The organism is Ruegeria sp. YTSC003 (assembly GCF_059609785.1).
The window spans coordinates 17,811-34,511 of record NZ_JBXWMK010000020.1 but is presented as its reverse complement, the minus strand read 5'-3'; the positions used below and the strand labels follow the sequence as shown (position 1 = coordinate 34,511).

The 16,701-nt window shown below is 54.1% G+C and carries 16 protein-coding genes; 9 read left to right on the top strand and 7 right to left on the bottom strand.

Annotated features, from left to right (window positions below; genetic code table 11):
* The first annotated feature begins 797 nt into the window (after positions 1 to 797).
* From AC2FFH_RS22125 to AC2FFH_RS22090, 8 genes are all read left to right on the top strand, one after another.
* Positions 798 to 1,004 (top strand): cold-shock protein, encoded by a 207-nt coding sequence (locus tag AC2FFH_RS22125; protein ID WP_496770095.1) that lies wholly within the window; start codon positions 798 to 800, stop codon positions 1,002 to 1,004.
* A 48-nt stretch (positions 1,005 to 1,052) separates the two neighbouring features.
* Complete coding sequence (locus tag AC2FFH_RS22120; RefSeq protein WP_496783393.1) at positions 1,053 to 2,078, top strand: fatty acid desaturase; 1,026 nt, start codon at positions 1,053 to 1,055, stop codon at positions 2,076 to 2,078.
* Between the two features lie 417 nt (positions 2,079 to 2,495).
* Positions 2,496 to 3,083, top strand: coding sequence for a hypothetical protein (locus tag AC2FFH_RS22115; RefSeq protein WP_496770090.1), 588 nt, complete (start codon positions 2,496 to 2,498; stop codon positions 3,081 to 3,083).
* A gap of 912 nt (positions 3,084 to 3,995) precedes the next feature.
* A complete protein-coding gene (locus AC2FFH_RS22110; protein WP_496770088.1) occupies positions 3,996 to 5,195 on the top strand; it encodes an N-acetyltransferase DgcN family protein in 1,200 nt (399 codons plus the stop codon).
* Complete coding sequence (locus AC2FFH_RS22105; RefSeq protein WP_496770086.1) at positions 5,192 to 6,313, top strand: alanine/ornithine racemase family PLP-dependent enzyme; 1,122 nt, start codon at positions 5,192 to 5,194, stop codon at positions 6,311 to 6,313. Before AC2FFH_RS22110 ends, AC2FFH_RS22105 begins: the two co-directional genes overlap by 4 nt.
* Positions 6,314 to 6,362: 49 nt before the next feature.
* Positions 6,363 to 6,575 (top strand): hypothetical protein, encoded by a 213-nt coding sequence (locus AC2FFH_RS22100; RefSeq protein WP_496770083.1) that lies wholly within the window; start codon positions 6,363 to 6,365, stop codon positions 6,573 to 6,575.
* A 119-nt stretch (positions 6,576 to 6,694) separates the two neighbouring features.
* Entirely contained in the window at positions 6,695 to 6,976 is a 282-nt protein-coding gene (locus AC2FFH_RS22095) for a hypothetical protein (protein WP_282154323.1), read from the top strand.
* Between the two features lie 356 nt (positions 6,977 to 7,332).
* Positions 7,333 to 7,941 carry an exonuclease domain-containing protein gene (locus AC2FFH_RS22090; protein WP_496845330.1) on the top strand — a complete coding sequence of 203 codons (609 nt, stop codon included), beginning with the start codon at positions 7,333 to 7,335 and terminating at the stop codon, positions 7,939 to 7,941.
* 50 nt (positions 7,942 to 7,991) lie between these two features.
* Here AC2FFH_RS22090 and AC2FFH_RS22085 read toward each other — a convergent pair whose 3' ends face one another.
* Complete coding sequence (locus AC2FFH_RS22085) at positions 7,992 to 8,177, bottom strand: hypothetical protein (protein WP_496845329.1); 186 nt, start codon at positions 8,175 to 8,177, stop codon at positions 7,992 to 7,994.
* A gap of 40 nt (positions 8,178 to 8,217) precedes the next feature.
* Between AC2FFH_RS22085 and AC2FFH_RS22080 the strand changes: the two genes are divergently transcribed.
* Complete coding sequence (locus tag AC2FFH_RS22080) at positions 8,218 to 8,973, top strand: SDR family oxidoreductase (protein ID WP_496783433.1); 756 nt, start codon at positions 8,218 to 8,220, stop codon at positions 8,971 to 8,973.
* 186 nt (positions 8,974 to 9,159) lie between these two features.
* Here the strand turns inward: AC2FFH_RS22080 and AC2FFH_RS22075 are convergent, their stop codons facing one another.
* The 6 genes from AC2FFH_RS22075 to phnA form a co-directional block, all read right to left on the bottom strand.
* On the bottom strand, positions 9,160 to 9,597 hold the full coding sequence (locus AC2FFH_RS22075; protein ID WP_496783394.1) for a DMT family transporter: 438 nt from the start codon (positions 9,595 to 9,597) through the stop codon (positions 9,160 to 9,162).
* Positions 9,598 to 10,289: 692 nt separating this feature from the next.
* Entirely contained in the window at positions 10,290 to 10,574 is a 285-nt protein-coding gene (locus AC2FFH_RS22070) for a hypothetical protein (RefSeq protein ID WP_496845328.1), read from the bottom strand.
* Between the two features lie 90 nt (positions 10,575 to 10,664).
* On the bottom strand, positions 10,665 to 12,329 hold the full coding sequence (locus tag AC2FFH_RS22065; protein ID WP_496783398.1) for a Na/Pi cotransporter family protein: 1,665 nt from the start codon (positions 12,327 to 12,329) through the stop codon (positions 10,665 to 10,667).
* Positions 12,330 to 12,528: 199 nt separating this feature from the next.
* On the bottom strand, positions 12,529 to 13,881 hold the full coding sequence (pbfA, locus tag AC2FFH_RS22060) for a (R)-1-hydroxy-2-aminoethylphosphonate ammonia-lyase (RefSeq protein WP_496845327.1): 1,353 nt from the start codon (positions 13,879 to 13,881) through the stop codon (positions 12,529 to 12,531).
* A 104-nt stretch (positions 13,882 to 13,985) separates the two neighbouring features.
* On the bottom strand, positions 13,986 to 15,449 hold the full coding sequence (gene phnY / locus AC2FFH_RS22055) for a phosphonoacetaldehyde dehydrogenase (RefSeq protein WP_496783400.1): 1,464 nt from the start codon (positions 15,447 to 15,449) through the stop codon (positions 13,986 to 13,988).
* Positions 15,450 to 15,452: 3 nt separating this feature from the next.
* Complete coding sequence (phnA, locus tag AC2FFH_RS22050; protein WP_496737687.1) at positions 15,453 to 16,697, bottom strand: phosphonoacetate hydrolase; 1,245 nt, start codon at positions 16,695 to 16,697, stop codon at positions 15,453 to 15,455.
* Between the last annotated feature and the right edge of the window lie 4 nt (positions 16,698 to 16,701).

The window sequence follows — 16,701 nt, the reverse complement described above, 5'->3', positions numbered from 1 at the left end:
TCACGTCCTTCGGATATTGCGCACCTTTGAATGAAATCATGAACAGGTTCTCGACTGAATACACCGGCTATCATTCATCGTCTGCATTCAAGCGCGTCAATAGTCAAAAGATTGCAACAGAACCCAGTCAAGGTCGCCGCTCTGGCGGCCGGTCGTGATAGATCCCTTGATTGTTTTTAGGGCTGCCTGGCGTCGTTGTCCGAGATAATGCGAAAGCCCCCTTCGTCCGCGGTGCCTACCTATCACAACGCACGGATCTCGCCCGCGCAGCGAATGGCCGGTTTGATGGGCTGCGATGCAGCATTTAGGTCGGCTGACCGGCGGCAGCTATGGGCCGTCCATGACCGGCAAATTGGTGTCTTGGTTGGGAATGCTGTGACGCCTCCGATGTCGGTAGAGAGCCCATTTGGGGAGCGGATTTGTCGGCGCTGCAAAGGACTGAACGCTTGGCGAAACGGTGTGTCGGTTAGACCTGGGTTAGCTCGGCGTCGTTAATTTCTGACAACAGTGCAACCGCCCAAGCTTGATCATATTTCAGGCGATGTTATTGGTGTATAAGACCTCTTCACCCTGATTTTCCGTACCAGCCCATCGGTTAGCTTAATCTTTTCAAGATCGTGCAACTCTTCGGGGGATCAAGGCTTGTTTGATGCTCCCCAGCAGCCCATCTATACTGGGCTAACGTTTTTCTTTTTCGACCTGCTGTCTCCCAAAATCGGCGTTCAGTCTTTCGATTCAGACCGACCACGCCGAGCCGTCGCAATAGTGCGGGCGGCTGATATTAGGAGACTTACACCATGGCAAATGGCACCGTGAAATGGTTCAACTCAACCAAAGGTTTCGGCTTCATTGAACCGGAAAATGGCAAGAACGACGTATTCGTACATATTTCGGCGCTTGAGCGGTCCGGCATCAGTGAACTTCAAGATGGCCAGAAGGTCACTTTTGATTTGGAATCTGGTCGTGACGGGCGCGATAACGCCGCTAACTTGGCGCTGGCCTAAACGTTTTATGGGCACCCTTATGGGTGCCCGTTTGGACATTTAAGTCCGATGAGAGATCGGAGGGCCACCAGGTTGCAACCTCAGGATTGGACTAGAGTTCTCGCGCAATACCGCGCACCGAACACCGGACGCAGTGTCTTCGAATTGACAATCACTGTTATACCTTTTGTTGTGTTATGGGTCGCTGCGTGGCATGCATTGTCCATTAGCGTCTGGATCTCCACTTCGCTGGCAATACTGAATGCCGCCTTCCTGGTCCGCTTGTTCATAATCATGCACGATTGCGGTCATGGGGCGTTTTTCAAAAGCCGTGTACTTTGCAATTGGACAGGCCGGTTTCTGGGTGTTCTGGCGCTCACACCATATGATGTCTGGCGCCAAACCCATGCAATTCACCATTCTTCAACCGGTAATCTGGATCGGCGCGGTATCGGAGACTTACCGACCTTGACTGTCGACGAATATGTGAACCGGAAGTGGATCGGACGCGCCTTGTATCGATTGGTTCGACACCCATTGTTCATGTTTGGCGTCGTCCCAATCTATACGTTTTTTATCCTATATCGGCTGCCCGTCGGATTAATGCATGCTGGCTGGCAGTATTGGCTAAGCGCAATGGCGACAAACGTTGTGATAGCTACTGTTTTGGGTGGAGTCTATTGGGTCGGAGGTGTGGATGCACTGTTGTTTGTGTTTCTCCCCACAATGATTTTAGCTGCTTCAATCGGTGTCTGGCTTTTCTACATCCAGCATCAATTCGAGCACACAACCTGGGAACACGAAGAGCAGTGGAAACTACAGCATGCAGCATTCTATGGCAGCTCTCACTATGCGCTACCTGGTCCTCTACGCTGGTTCACTGCGAATATAGGTGTGCACCATGTTCATCACATGGCCAGCCGGATACCTTTTTACAGACTTGATGAAGTGCTGCGCGATCACGGTGAACTCGCCGATTGTCAGCGCATTACGCTCTATGAAAGCCTGCACTGTGCGCGGCTGCACCTTTGGGACGAAAGCCGTCAACGCCTGCTGACATTTTCTGAGGCGTTATCGCACGCCAAAACTGCATAACTTTCAATGTAGTCTGGCGCGCACGAGGTATGCTTCGATTGTATCCTCACTAAGTGCTCGAACGGCCTTTAGACGGTGGAGATCGGTCAGAGCCCTCATTACCTGTTCTTTGTGATGCAGCGAATGTCGGCTTCAGAGTGGCATGCTAATGAGGCTACATAAGTGGTCACGAATTTGCCGATACACAAGGCGAATGCCAGATTGAAACAATTTCTTTCATCGGCATCCTGGGACTTGGAAAAAGTGTTAGGCCGATGAACGTTGTAATACCGTCGCCAAGTGGTTATGTTAAGTCCACTAAAGTTCTGGTTTTCTGCGGCCTGGGCGTATCGCCTGCTAGAGTGAACTAAGTTCTTCCATCATGAAAATTCAGCTGTCACGTCCTCTACTTGGATCTGATGTTTGCGAAGGTTGCCGATGTTTTCGCGCACAACCACATCGCTTGTGACGTTTGTCGATCCGTTTGTGGTGATCAGACGCACCGAAGGCTTGCCAAAGAACCACAACGCAACTGTTGATCAATTGAAATTCCAGCAGCCCGAACTGCGCCTATCGGTCATCACGCCCTGGGTATGGCGCGGGCTCGAGATCAAGGTTGCGCAAAAAGACACAAAACAGCGAGGCGGCGCTTTCTCCGCCAGAGGATCTAAAATGACATTTCCAGAATGGACGAAACCAGGCATCTACGGTGCTTTGTGTGGTGCGATTGCGGTCTCAATCCTTGGCTTTACCTGGGGCGGGTGGACAACCAGCGGTGGCGCTCAAGAATTGGCGAAGGACCATGCAAGCGAAGAAGTGACGCTCGCGATGGTGCCGGTTTGCCTGAACAGGTCAGCTGCTGACCCCAAGCGCGAAGAAATAATCGTAACCCTCCAAGAGGCCTCTGGCTTCAGTCGCCGCAAGGCTATGATGGATACGGGTTGGGCTACGTTGCCGGGGTCGGAAACGCCAAGCCGTGACCTTGCAGATGCCTGTATCGCGGGGCTTGAGCTGGATGGATCATAACTCAAAGGCAATGCCGCAACTCTGTCAGGCGATCTGGGGAGCGCATCCGTCACCAGGCATTCAGATGATTGCGGCTCTGATTGTGCTCCCAATCTGTGCTCTGCTTCTGTTTTCAACGCCTGCATATGCTCAATCCACATCGCAACCTGTGCCTGAAAATGCCACTGCAAAGAGCTACGGTGACGGCTGGAAATGTAACGCCGGGTATAGGCTGAGTGGCGATGTCTGCGCCGTTGTCATAGTGCCAGCAAATGCGTATCCGACCAACCGCACCTATGGCTCTGGTTGGGAATGTCTTCATGGGTTTCGCAAGAAGGATGACACGGCCTGTGTTGCGGTGATTGTACCTGATGGCGGGTTTCTTGATCCATCAGGTGAGCGCTGGCATTGCTCTCGCGGTTTTCTCAAAATCGACGACACATGCCAAGAAATTGTCGTACCCGCAAACGCTTACCTGGCAGCTACTACCTATGGGCCAGCGTGGAAATGCAAACGGGGGTTCGAAGCATCGGACGACCTTTGCGTCGCTATTGAAGTCCCGGCCAACGCGTATCTGAATTCATCAGGATACGGTCGACCCTGGACATGCGAACGTGGGTACTTTGCACAAGATGGGTCGTGCGCGCCCGTTGTGATCCCTGAACATGCCTTCTTTGACGATGCAAGTTACGGAACGGGATGGAAGTGCGAGCGGGGATACGCTGCCTCAGGTGCGAGCTGTGACGTAATAGACCTTCCTGCGAATGCCCATCTCGACAGGTCCGGAAACCGGTGGGACTGCAACAAGAATTTCAAGTTATCTAAGGGACTTTGCATTCTCGATAACTGAGCGTGCGGCACGATATTCTCGACTTCATTACCCAATGGTGACGGCAGCGTTGCCTTCGGTGTCGACCACAAAAAGGAAACATCATGAAAACCGACTTTAGCGCGGCTAACACTATCCGTCGTCCCGTCAGCGGTGCACAAGCGCCGCCATTGACCAGCGATGAACCCATAAGATCAATCTCTACCACTAAGATCGTCTCGCCACCAACTGCGATTGTCTATTGCCAAGGTAACTTCGCCAACATTGATGGCAAAACTGCTAATGGCCTTGTTCGTCATTCAGAGGCCTACAGGATCCTGTCTGTCATCGATAGCAACCACGACGGCGAAGACAGCGGGCAGATTCTTGACGATGCAGTAAACCACATTCCGGTCTTTAGAAGTTTGGACGCTGCTGTCGCCCATGAAACCGTCATCCCAGATACCCTCATTTACGGAATGGCACCATCTACGGGGAGACTCTCATCGACAGATCGCGACGTTGTTCTCGATGCGATTTCACTTGGTATGAACATCGTCAGTGGATTGCATGAGTATTTGAGCGATGATCTCGAAATCGGGTCTTTTGCAGTCGAACGCAAAGTCACCATTCGAGATATTCGAAAACCTAAACCCAGCAAGGATATGCGCCTGTTCGACGGAAGTATTGCAGGAGTGAAGGCACTGCGCATAGCGGTTCTTGGAACCGATTGCGCCATTGGAAAACGGACAACAGCAACCGTATTGGCCCGCGCCTTGAACGCAAGGGGCATCAAGACTGTTCTTGTTGGTACGGGCCAGACGGGTTTGATGCAGGGCGCAAAATATGGAGTGGCAATGGATGCCGTGCCGCCGCAGTTCTGTTGCGGCGAGCTTGAAGGTGCGATTGTTGACGCTTCCGAGGCTGAACAACCCGATGTCATTTTGATTGAAGGTCAAGGAGCGTTGAGCCATCCGGCGTTCTGCACATCCGCCTTTATCCTGCGGGGCAGCCAGCCGGACGCCGTGATCCTTCAACACGCTCCAAAGCGCGCGCATCGCTGTGATTTTCCCAATATGCCAATGCCCAAGCCTGCAAGTGAGATTGCCCTCATCGAAGCGTTTGCTGACACAAAAGTCATCGGCGTCACGCTCAATCACGAGGGGATGTCTGAGGCCGAGATTACCGACACTATCGCCGCACAGTCACAAATGCTCGGGTTACCCGTAACGGATGTGCTCAGCCGGCCGGCATCGCATTTGCTTGCAATGGTTGTCGCCGCCTATCCTGGGTTGCATCAACCCACGCCTGTGGCTGCGATATGAGTACACCCCGCATTGAGGTGCATCTGAGCAAGATACGCCACAATGCAAAGACTGTGATCGGGCGCCTCAAGACACGCGGCATCAGCGTCACCGGTGTGACCAAAGCGGTGTGCGGGCATCCAACCATCGCTCGGGCCATGCTGGACGGTGGCGCTGTGGGACTTGCAGAAGCGCGTCTTAGCAACGTTCGGAAGTTACGCAATGCGGGCATGACATGCCCGATCACCTTGATCCGTACACCAATGCTGAGCCAGGTCGATCAGGTCGTCCAGTACTGTGAGGCAAGCTACAACACAGAAATCCTCGTGATTACCGCTCTAGCCGCCGCCGCGATCCGGAAGGACTGCATTCACGGCATTATCCTGATGGTTGAGATGGGCGATCTGCGCGAAGGGATCATGCCAAAGTACCTCGGCGCAATTGCGCAGCAAGTGGTGGATATGCCGGGTGTCGCGCTAAATGGCATCGGAGCGAACTTCGCATGCCTGAGTGGAATTGCCCCGAATGCAGCAGACATGGACGCCTTGTCTGTCTTGGCGAATGACACAGAGGGGCAGTGTGGCCCCTTCCTTCAGACGGTATCTGGCGGTAACTCGGCCAACCTTCCTTGGGCCTTCAGTGGGCACCCAGCTGGTCGCATCAACGATTTAAGGCTGGGGGAAGCAATACTTCTGGGCGTTGATCCGGTTTCCGGAGATCAGATAGGCGGGATGTATACGGATGCCTTTACGCTTGTCGCCGAGGTCATTGAAACAGGGTCCAAACCTTCATCTTACCCTCAGAGCATCTGCGACCCGGTATTCAAAAGACTTCACCTTGTTCCAAAAAGTAGACAGAGCACACAATTAGTTCTCGCCATTGGTCAGCAAGATACGGACGTTTTGGGGCTTTCTATGCCTCCCAGAAACAGACTCATCGGTGCAACAAGCGACCATCTTGTCATCGGCACACCCCATTCGACACAAAACGTAGGATCGGAAATGAGATTCCAAATGAACTATAGTGCGTTGATGAAAGCTATGTCCGCTCCTGACGTTCAGACAAAGCTGCTCCATCGCAGTCCTTTACGACACGCGCGTGTCCCTCAAGGACCAGGCAATCACCTGGCATCAATTTGAAATACTCAACTGACAAATGCGCCGTTGAAAACGGATAGGAGAGTAACCATTGGCAAAGCAGAAAAAAACAACTGCCTTCAATGCACACGTTCCCAAGGCGGAAACGCCGATGGACAAAACAACGCGGGTCGTTAGGGAAATGGTCAACGAAGAAGCAGAGCAAAGACAGATCAAGAACGCTCGGCTTCGCAAAACTCGGCTCGAAAGGGATGCGACGACTCCATCTGAAGCCTGTCCGCCGAAGCCCGCCAAAAAGCGGTGACAGGATCGTTGGCCCTCCTCTCCGCGCGACTTGATTGAGCGAAACACAAACAAAGTGGCTAGCGAGCACTGTTTATCTCATGCATCAGTAGCGCCCGTACTCGTTTCAAGGATATTGCCATGACACTCTCAGATGAGAGCTCAGAAAAAGTTCACTACATCTGTCAAACATATGTGGAACGGAAGCCAGGACGCGGAGGGCAAGGAAGCTTGAAAATTGGCAAGCAATTTGAATACTCCACGGCAGCGGAAGCACAAAACAGAGCAGAAAGAGAAGCGCAATCCGACGATTGCGCTGGCGCCGATGCCTACATGGTCAGTGAAGATCCGAACAGTGGCGAAGTCGGGTCGCCAAGTTTCCTCATTAGGCTTGGCAACGTCCCGGAATTTGATGAGTTTTAGATATTTTGGACGTGGGTTTTGCAAAGAAACTGGGCCATGAATACCAGAAAAAACGGTCATTGGTGCAAGCGCAGCGAAAGCTACTTTTGTCCGCAATGTGTGAGTTCGAGCAGCGCCAAAATTTGCACTTGCAGCGAATGACCGGAATGTGGGCTGCGACCGCAGAATGCCAGCAGGGTGCCGAATGTCTCTTATGGGCCGTTCGTGAAGTGTCATATAGTCATACTGCACTCCTTGAGAGCGAGAACGACTTGCCAAGACCCATTCGACCCGCAAAAACTAGGTTGCGTAGGTGTCGACCTGGCAGCAGGGGCTGAGAAAATCCGACAGATGTAGGGCGCCGAGAGTTGGACACGTTGAACAGATTTGGGCATCTTAATGTGCCGCCGAACGGCCCTTTTCGCTTTATTGCGTTGGATGTCGAAACGGCGGGAAAGACTATTAGTAGCATCTGCCAGATCGGACTTTGTTTCGTCAGCGACGCTGGTTTTATGCAAACCTATTCTGTCCTGATTGACCCCGAGGGACCGTTTGAGGCTTTCAATACTGAGCTCCACGGGATTTCCGCCGAAACCGTGATTGGGGCTGGAACATTCCCAACGGTCTATGCGTCCTTGTTTGAAGTCCTGAACACGCACAACCTTGTGCAACACAGTACGTTTGATGAGAAGGCGATGACGGCTGCTTGCGCCCGGTATGGCCTGCCAATGATCACGTCGCATTGGACGAATAGCGTCACGATTGCCCGCCAAGCATGGCCTTCATTGAAGGGCGCCGGTGGGCACGGGCTGGCAAATCTTAAAAAACATCTCGGACTTGAGTTTCACCACCATGACGCTGGAGAGGACGCCCGTGCCTCGGCTTCTGTGATTCTAAAGGCGGAAGAGGTTTTAGGGGCGCCGCTGTCCTATCTCACGACCAACCGCCAGTTGACCTTCCCATTCATAAATCGATCTGAGAGATAAGGGTTGGCGAAGCTGCGTTGCGACGAGTGAGGACATCGGCAAGGTCCGGATTACATAGGCTCAATCGTTAGATATTGCTCTTGCAACAGCGTTGGTACTGATCCCAATAAAGAGACTTCGCTACCGCGAACGAACGACGGCTCCCGTTTGAGGTCAACCAATTGATCCGTTTCTTGCGCTTTCAGCTCATGTAGCTCAACACCCGCAAGAACCGGGTCGCGCTTCACTCGCATCATTCCTTAGGTGATTGGCATGCAAATATTGAAAGGCATGACCATGGAACTAGAAAATAAAACCATCATCATTACCGGTGCGAGCAGCGGGATCGGCGCTGCTGCCGCACTTTTGTTTGCCTCGGAAGGGGCGAATGTTGTGTTGGGTGCCCGCCGGGAAGCTCAGCTGAACACACTTGTCGGGCAGATTACCCAGAGCAATGGGCGCGCTGTGTGTCTTGCGGGCGACGTGACGGACGAAACATACTCCAAGGATCTTGTTGATCTGGCGAAACGGCAATTTGGCGGCCTTGATGGCGCATTTAACAATGCGGGCATTATGGGTGAGATGGGTCCAGTTCACGAAATGGATTCACGCAACTGGCAGTCGGTTCTTGCAACAAACCTGACCAGTGCGTTCTTCGCGGCAAAAGCGCAGATTCCGGCAATGGAGGAACGCGGCGGCGGGTCTATTGTCTTCACTGGAACTTTTGTTGGTTTCAGTAATGGGGGCATGCCCGGCATGGGGGCCTATGCCGCATCAAAGGCTGGACTGATTGGGCTCGTACAGTCTTTGGCATCTGATCATGCGGCCAAGGGGGTCCGTATCAACACTATTTTGCCGGGTGGTACTAAAACCGACATGGCCGGCGATGATCCTGCGACGCACGATTTCATTGCCAGCTTACATCCCCTGAAACGCATGGCAGAGCCAAAGGAGATTGCCCAATCTGCTATGTTCTTGCTGTCAAACCGGGCAAGCTTCGTGACAGGTTCTCCGGTTGCCGTTGACGGCGGTATGGCAACTCGGCTGCTTTGAATATCTGCCGTTGGTTGCTGGGTAACTAACGGCGGTTGGGGAAGCTGCATCGCGGCGTGATGGAGCGTGATGATTTTCGGCTTTCGGCAGATCCATACTTCTCATCGACAGCAAGGCGACAGGGATGCCGCGCCGAATCTGAAGACCGCAAAGAGCCCAAATGGGTATTTAACGGTCGACTGCGATTTAGCGTAGCATCAGATAGGCACCGGCTAGAAGCAGGAAGGCTGCTGCAATCCGTGATGAATCGATGCTCCTGACAGAGGCATCAAATAAACCAAAATGATCAATAAGCAATCCCACTAGAAGCTGACCTACAACAACCAAAGCAATCGCTGACGTGGCTCCCAGTTTTGGAACAGTTTGACTTAGCGTCAGATACAGAACTACGCCGAATAGACCACTGCCCAACATATACCAAGGTAAGTGCTTCCATTCGCTAATGTTTTCTCCGCCGCGGGCGATCAACAATGCAAGTGACGCGACAGCCCCACCGAAGTGAACGATGAAACTTCCAGCAGCCCCGCCTATACGATTGCCCATGGAGCCAGCGATTTGAGCTTGCGCACCAACAGCGAAGCCACCTGCGAGACCTAATCCTACAATCAGTAGAGTTTCGAACATGAGCACCTCAATTTTTGGAGTTGGGGCGAACGTACTCACCTTCGCCAATATGCGCGAGTGTAAATCCCGACGGCGGCTTTGTCCGGAGGCTGTGTGAAAACTCTGGCCGTCCCGCGGAATAGGCCAAAAACACCCTTTATGTGCGTCTCTCGCGCTTCTGAAAGAGCTTTTGCACAGGTGTTGAAAACGAGCGCGACGAGAGAGATCATGGTCCGGAGTTTTTACACACCCTCTCAGCGGTCCCGACCTCCAAACTGATCGCGATATTGCGGGTGCAGCTAAAGTCCGGACTGCGGGCTGCGACCGCAGCATCTGAAGACCGTGCTCAAGGTCAGCTCCGGGCCGCCAGCGAGATCCGACTGAAGTGGGGCAGGGGAAATTCTGCTCTGCCTCCGAGGTTGGAAGTGAGCCCAAAAAGTAAGTTTGTTGCGACACCGTCAATGTTTGTCCTTGGCTTCAGTATCCGATGCAAAACAGCAATTCCCCAGCACTACGACATCTGGCTTCCGGCTATTTGCAGAGATCGTAGGATAAGTTTGTCTGATAAGTCGCTGTCGCTGGCCGCTCCAAAAATTTGCGACACATCCGGATTTTCTCTTAGATCAGGCCGCCAACTGGCCCAAAACTTCTGGCGACGGAAATTGCCTCAGGCGAACCACTTTCAACCAGGCTAAGCCAATAACGTAGCTAAGCTAAGGTAAATAAAATGGTGCGGCTCTTTCAGTCGCTCCACTTCCGGTTCTATCTTCATTACCGAGTGTTGGCTTGCTTTGCTTTGAGTGTTTTGAAGAAGCGTCAGAAGAACTGCATTCAACGGTTCGATTGGATGGCTTCTCTGCAAAGAATTTTTTTGACTGGAACCGCTTTTGACCAAGGTTTTTTTGAAAGCCAAACAATCCTAGAACAAACTGGTGCGTACGAACGAATTTACTAGCGTTTGGGTCCTCTTTTACGTCTTCTGTTTCGATTTTTTTCATTGAGACTGGCTCCTGTGTCAGACCGCCTTCCCGATGGTAACACCGTTTCGTTGCTCTGGTGCTTAAAAAAGTGTTCCTTTTGACGACTCGTTAGTCAGCGATTTCGTTGACCAACCGTGTCTCCAGCAACTGTCCATTCCTGTACAAGACGGGGTAGGCAATGGAGGCGATGTGACTGTTAAATTCCCGGAATGCCCGCAATGTTTCGAGATGAATATCGCTGGTCTCGAGGCTTTCTGTTGTCCCGTGCTGCAAGCGGCGGAGGTGCCGTTTGCGGCTGTCCCGCTCCACGCGTTTAATCTCGGTTTTTTCAAGGCTGAGAAGCCGTGCGCTTTCCAGATCGTCAGAAATCAGCACATTTGATGCCAGCTTCATGTTGGCCAGAATACCCTCGTGCATCTGAACAAGTTCCGACCAGCCTTCCTGCGAAAATGTGGATCCCTTGGCGCGCATTTCACCTGCCAAAACGGCCAGGCGCTTTGCGACAACATCGCCCGCCGTTTCAAGCCGGATCGCAAACTCCATAAGGTCACGTGCGGTCTTTGCATCCTGTTTTTCATATCGTTCTGGGGGTATAGCGGCAACAAAAGCGCGTATGCCCGACAGGCAGCGGTTTACATCCTCGTCAATGGCCTGAACCGCACGAATCTGATCCTTGTTGCCGCTGCGGTACAGTTCCAGGGAAGGACGGAACATGGTCTCAATAAGGTCGCTCATCCTCAGCAGCTCACGCTTGAGGCTCGGCAGGGCCTGGCTGGGGTTGGAAACGTTTTCCAAGTCCAGTGCGCTGACTGGTCGCGCAGGCTGCGAGTTCTGTTCTTTCTTCTGATCCGGCAGTAGACCTTCGAACATTCCCTGCAGCCGCCCGCAAAATGGAAGGGCCAGAACCAGCAGTGACAGGTTGAACGCAAGATGCACATTGACCAGCATCTGGCCCCCTTGCGGGTCCCCCAATAGTCCGGTTCGCAAAGCGAGGTTTGCTGCAAACAAGGTCGCCAAAGCCCAACTGCCCCGCAGCGCTAGATTGGCATATGGTATGCGCCGGGCAGTAACGGGCATCCCACGCGTCAGCCAGACCGGAATGAAGGCCGAGCCAAAATTCGCCCCAAAGACCAATGACATACCGGCGGCAAACGGGATTGCACCAATCTGTACAAGCGTCACGCACATAAGGATGGCCGCGACCGACGAATGCATGACAAAGGCCAGCGCACCGCCGACAAGGAAGGCGGTAATATAGTCGCGGGCCAGGTAGTCGGCTACGGCGGGCAAAAATGCGCTGTCGCGGATGGGGTCCATCGCCTCGCGCAGGAACCTGAGCGAGATCAGGATAAAGGCCACGCCCATCAGGATGCGCCCAAGCTGGCGGGCTTTCTTGGCTTCGGTTTTTACGAACAGATAGCCGCCAATTGCCAGTAGCAGCGGCACAAGCCAGTCCATCCGGAAGGACAGGATTTGAATGATCAACGCCGAGCCCAGATCGCCACCCAGCACAATCGCCAGCCCGGCCGGAAAATTGAGCATCCCGCTGGCCGCAAAGCCCGAAGTCAACAGTGCCACCGCGGCTGAGCTTTGCAACACAATCGCCATCATCACGCCCACCAGTGAAGCATGCATATAATTACGCTGCTGCGTCATCACTCGCTGGAACGACGCGCCATAGCTGCGTTCTATCCCGGTACGAACCATGCGGACTGCGTACAGCAGCAGCATGGTTGCCCCGGCCAGACTGATCAGGAAGGTGACAATTGCCATACTTCACTCCAATTTCAAACTTGGCTCAGTTCACCGCGGTTTTCGTGCGATTGCCCAAAAAATCAACCTTCTTCGACCACGACACCGCCGGCGCGTGTTCCAGTTGAATTTACAGCACTCCTTTCGGCAATGCTCCGGTCCGTGAGGGCGGAGCATTGCCCCATTGTCCGACATTGCGTGGCGGATGCGGCTCGGCTGATCAAATCTCGTCCTCGATTGCAGCAACCACGATGTCGATGGCCTGGTCCAACTCCACTTGGGAAATTGTCAGCGGCGGCGACAGGGTCAACACGCATCCCTGGCTGATCTTGTAGCTCAGCCCCGCTTCGAGACAGGCATAATAGATCCGTTCCGCGCGTGCATTTCCAGGGGTCTTGGTAACGCGGTCCTCGACAATCTCGATCCCGAACATGAGGCCACGGCCTCGGATGTCGCCGATGATGGGAACATTCTGGAGCGCATCCATCAGGCGGCCCATCGCGTGTTCGCCCAATTTCGACGCACGCTCGACCAATCCCTCATCTTCGATAATCTGCAGCGTGGTTAATGCGGCGCGAGCGGTGACAGGGTTCTTTTCGTGTGTGTAATGCCCGATAGCAAAATCGCCGCAAACATCCAAATTTTTGCGGGCGATGCAGGCGGCGATGGGAAGGATACCTCCGCCCAGTGATTTGCCGATGGTGACAATATCGGGGACGATCTCGTCATGTTGGAACGAGAACATTTGTCCGGTCTTGCCCAAGCCGGTCGGAATCTCGTCCAAGATCAGCAATGCACCATGGCGGTCGCAGATTTCGCGCACCCGCTTCCAGAAACCAGGCGGCGGCACGATGGGCACAGCACGCATCGCCTCGGCCACCACGGCACAGATGTCGCCTTCGCGCTCTAGTACATAGTCGATCATGTTGGCACAGGCTTCCGCGCTGGCCTCAAGCGTTGTATGCCCATATGGGCAACGGGTGGGGTGGAATGGGGCCACATGCTCGGTTCCCGGCAACAATGGACCAGCAATATGGCTGCGGAACGTGGCCTCGCCGCCAACGCTTGCTGCGCCAAAACCGGCACCATGGAAGGCGTCCCAGAAGCTGAGCGTCTTGAAGCGGCCCGTTGCGGCGCGGGCGATCTTGAGCGCGACTTCATTGGCGTCCGAGCCGCCGGTGGTGAACAGTGCCTTGCCTAGATCACCCGGGGTAATCGCCACCAGCTTTTCGGCCAGTTCCACCGCCGGGTCATTGGTGAAACGGCGCGGGGCAAAGGGCAGGTCGTCCAGTTGATCCTTGATCGCCTGCACTAACCGAGGATGGCCATAGCCGATGTGATGCACCGAGTTGCCATGGAAATCCATGTAGCGGCGGCCATCCATGTCTTCGATCCAGATCCCTTCTGCTTTGGCAATCGTGCTAACGCAGGGGCTGGACAAGGATTGATGCAGGAACACATCCGCGTCGCGTTTTAGCAGTGGCGACGATTTGGGTCCGATAGACTTCTTCAGCCAAGCACTGCGGGCTTCCGAAGTATTCGATTCCCCTTCGGTATGGACAATCTGTGGCATATCCGTTCCTCGCTGTCGCTTCGTAAAAGATGCGGACCCTGAAAGGTCCGCCAGTAGGGGGAGGAATTTTGAAGCCCCGCCCGCTAACGGGAAGGGCAGGAATGTCAGCCGGGCCAGGGCAGGGAATATGTTTTGACGTTTGTGAAGAACTTCATCGCTTCGATGACACCTTCCTTAACGCCGTTGCCGCTGTCCTTGATGCCGCCAAAGGGCGACATTTCGATCCGGTAACCCGGTTGTTCCCAAATGTTGCAGGTGCCCACATCCAACCCGTTGATATAGGAAATTGCGCGATTCAGATCGTTTGTACACACACCCGAGGACAGGCCAAATTCCGTCGAGTTCGAAATGGCCATCACCTCTTCATCATTGTCGGGAACACGCACGATGGGGACGATCGGGCCAAAGGTTTCTTCCATTACCAGTTCGCTGCTATGCGGTACTTTGTCGATCACGATGGGTGGCAGCAGCGCGCCCTGACGACCAGGGTGATAGAGGATTTCCGCGCCCTCCTTCTCAGCCTGATAGACGCGGTTTTCAAAGACTTCCGCCGCCTTGTCGTGGATCACGCAGCCAAGTTCGGTTTCAGGATCCCGCGGATCGCCAAACTTGATCTTCTTGGCTTTTTCCAAAACCAGCGGCACGAACTTGTCCGCGACACTTTCCTGAACCAGTATCCGCTTGACCGCCGTACAGCGTTGGCCGGAGTTGCCGGTCGCGCCCGAAACCGCAATTGTTGCCGCCTTGTCCAGATCAGCGTCGCTGAGGTCATTGAGAATAATTAGGGGGTCGTTGCCGCCGAGTTCCAGCGCCTGGCGTTTGTAAACTCCCTTTTCGGCAATCATCTTGCCGACCGGCACACCGCCGGTGAAGGTGATGATGTCAATATGCTCGTTGGTGATCATTTCATCGCCGATGTCGCCAGGCCAGCCGGTGACAACCTGGAACATCTCGGGCGGCAATCCCGCTTCATAAAGAATGTCGGCTAAGGTCAGCGCCGTCAGCGGAGTGAGTTCTGTCGGTTTGCAGACCATGCAGTTGTTAGTCGCAATAGATGGAGCAATTTTGTGGCTGACCATGTTCAGTGGGTGGTTGAACGGGGTAATCGCACTAATCGCCTTCACCGGCTCTCGCGTCGTGAAAATTTTGCGTGCCTTGCCGTTATGGGTCAGATCGCAAGAAAAAATCTCACCATCATCCTTCAGCGCCTCGGCGGCGGCGAACTGGTAAACATCCTGCGCGCGTTTAGTTTCGTAGATTGCATGCTGGTGGCAAATGCCCAGTTCCAGCGTCAGCCATTTGGCAAGGTAATCACGCTTTTCCCCGATCAGCTCACCCGCGCGCTGCAGGATCTGGCTGCGTTCATACCGGGTGAGTTTCGGCTTGTAGTTCGCCGCAATCTCGAAGGCCTTGCGTGCATGTTCAGCAGTTCCGGCCGGGACATGACCCACTACCTCGTTGGTATAGGGGTAGAGCACCGGAACGGTTTCGTCGGTAAAGACAATTTCACCTCCGATCCGCATCCCTTCGTTTCGTATTTCGGTATTCGACATGGTTTGATCTTTCATGATTTACTGTGCCGCTGCTGTGGTTGCATAGAAAAAGGCATCGAAGTTGCGCAACACCGGCTGGTTCGGCAAATCGATGACGCGGTTTACGATGAAGGGCACCTCTTGCTCGGTCAAACCGCCATGGCTGCGCAGTGGCTCTTTCAGGGCCGCCAGATCATGACGATGCTCGGATGTGCCGATGCAGATGTTTTCGCCGGAGACCATCACGATGTCGCCAATCCGGTCGCCAGGCAGTTCGAATTGCTCGATGGCTTCAGCCTTGGTCAGAACATGGGTAATCCCCTCGGTCGCTCTGAGTTTGGCGATGATATCGTCCTGATCCGAACCTTCGGGCAGGTAGGCAGTGGCGAACGAGCCCAACGCGCCGTGATGCACCACGTATGGGTCGGTAATCGGCAAGATGACCCGCGCTGCGTCCTTACCAAGCCAATCGTCCATCAGATCCTGTGCGTAGACAACGGCGGGGGACCCATCAGCCAGATGCTTCGGCTTCATGCCATGATCGGCGGTCACAACGATGGCGGCACCCAGCTCGTCAAGCTCGCCCAGATAGCGGTCAAACATGGCATAGAAATCAAGTGCACCCTGCTGTTCGGGGGCGAACTTGTGCTGAATATAGTCGGTGGTCGACAGATACATCACGTCGGGTTTGAACTCTTTCAGCAGCTTGACGCCGGCGGCGAATACAAACTCGGACAGTTCGGCCGAATAGACCTCAGGGACGTCCATGCCCAGCCATTTGCTTGCATTGTCGATGCCGTGCTCGGCCATAGTCGTCTCGCCCGAGCGTTCCGAAGAAAAGGCAACGGCGCGTCCTTCGTCAAATTTCAACCCGGCACCGAGCAAGGCGCGCAGCTTGTCCTTGGCGGTAACCATGGCAACGCGGAAGCCAGCATCGTAGAACTGCGAGAAAATGGTCGGCGCGCGCAAGAAGCGCACGTCGTTCATCATGACCTCTTCACCGCTGTCAGGGTCGATCAAATAGTTGCCGCAGATACCGTGCACGATAGGCGGCCGGCCGGTGGCGATCGACAGATTGTTGGGATTGGTGAAGGAGGGGATCACGGAATGTGCCAGCCGATCAGTGCCTTCTTCTCGCATCCGCTTAAGGTTGGGCATCAGACCCTTTGCAATTGCGACTTCCAGATATTCCGGTTCGCACCCATCTAGGCAGATGGCGATTGCGGGCACTTTTGGCGTCGGATAGACGCGCTCGTTTGCTTCAACAGGTGTTTGGATAGTCATCTTT

Excerpts from the sequence above, each read along its gene's own strand:
- AC2FFH_RS22125 (WP_496770095.1), top strand. The coding sequence starts at position 798 with ATGGCAAATGGCACCGTGAAATGGTTCAACTCAACCAAAGGTTTCGGC.
- AC2FFH_RS22120 (WP_496783393.1), top strand. The coding sequence starts at position 1,053 with ATGAGAGATCGGAGGGCCACCAGGTTGCAACCTCAGGATTGGACTAGA.
- AC2FFH_RS22115 (WP_496770090.1), top strand. The coding sequence starts at position 2,496 with ATGTTTTCGCGCACAACCACATCGCTTGTGACGTTTGTCGATCCGTTT.
- AC2FFH_RS22110 (WP_496770088.1), top strand. The coding sequence starts at position 3,996 with ATGAAAACCGACTTTAGCGCGGCTAACACTATCCGTCGTCCCGTCAGC.
- AC2FFH_RS22105 (WP_496770086.1), top strand. The coding sequence starts at position 5,192 with ATGAGTACACCCCGCATTGAGGTGCATCTGAGCAAGATACGCCACAAT.
- AC2FFH_RS22095 (WP_282154323.1), top strand. The coding sequence starts at position 6,695 with ATGACACTCTCAGATGAGAGCTCAGAAAAAGTTCACTACATCTGTCAA.
- AC2FFH_RS22085 (WP_496845329.1), bottom strand. The coding sequence starts at position 8,177 with ATGATGCGAGTGAAGCGCGACCCGGTTCTTGCGGGTGTTGAGCTACAT.
- AC2FFH_RS22080 (WP_496783433.1), top strand. The coding sequence starts at position 8,218 with ATGGAACTAGAAAATAAAACCATCATCATTACCGGTGCGAGCAGCGGG.
- AC2FFH_RS22075 (WP_496783394.1), bottom strand. The coding sequence starts at position 9,597 with ATGTTCGAAACTCTACTGATTGTAGGATTAGGTCTCGCAGGTGGCTTC.
- AC2FFH_RS22070 (WP_496845328.1), bottom strand. The coding sequence starts at position 10,574 with ATGAAAAAAATCGAAACAGAAGACGTAAAAGAGGACCCAAACGCTAGT.
- AC2FFH_RS22065 (WP_496783398.1), bottom strand. The coding sequence starts at position 12,329 with ATGGCAATTGTCACCTTCCTGATCAGTCTGGCCGGGGCAACCATGCTG.
- pbfA (WP_496845327.1), bottom strand. The coding sequence starts at position 13,881 with ATGCCACAGATTGTCCATACCGAAGGGGAATCGAATACTTCGGAAGCC.
- phnY (WP_496783400.1), bottom strand. The coding sequence starts at position 15,449 with ATGAAAGATCAAACCATGTCGAATACCGAAATACGAAACGAAGGGATG.
- phnA (WP_496737687.1), bottom strand. The coding sequence starts at position 16,697 with ATGACTATCCAAACACCTGTTGAAGCAAACGAGCGCGTCTATCCGACG.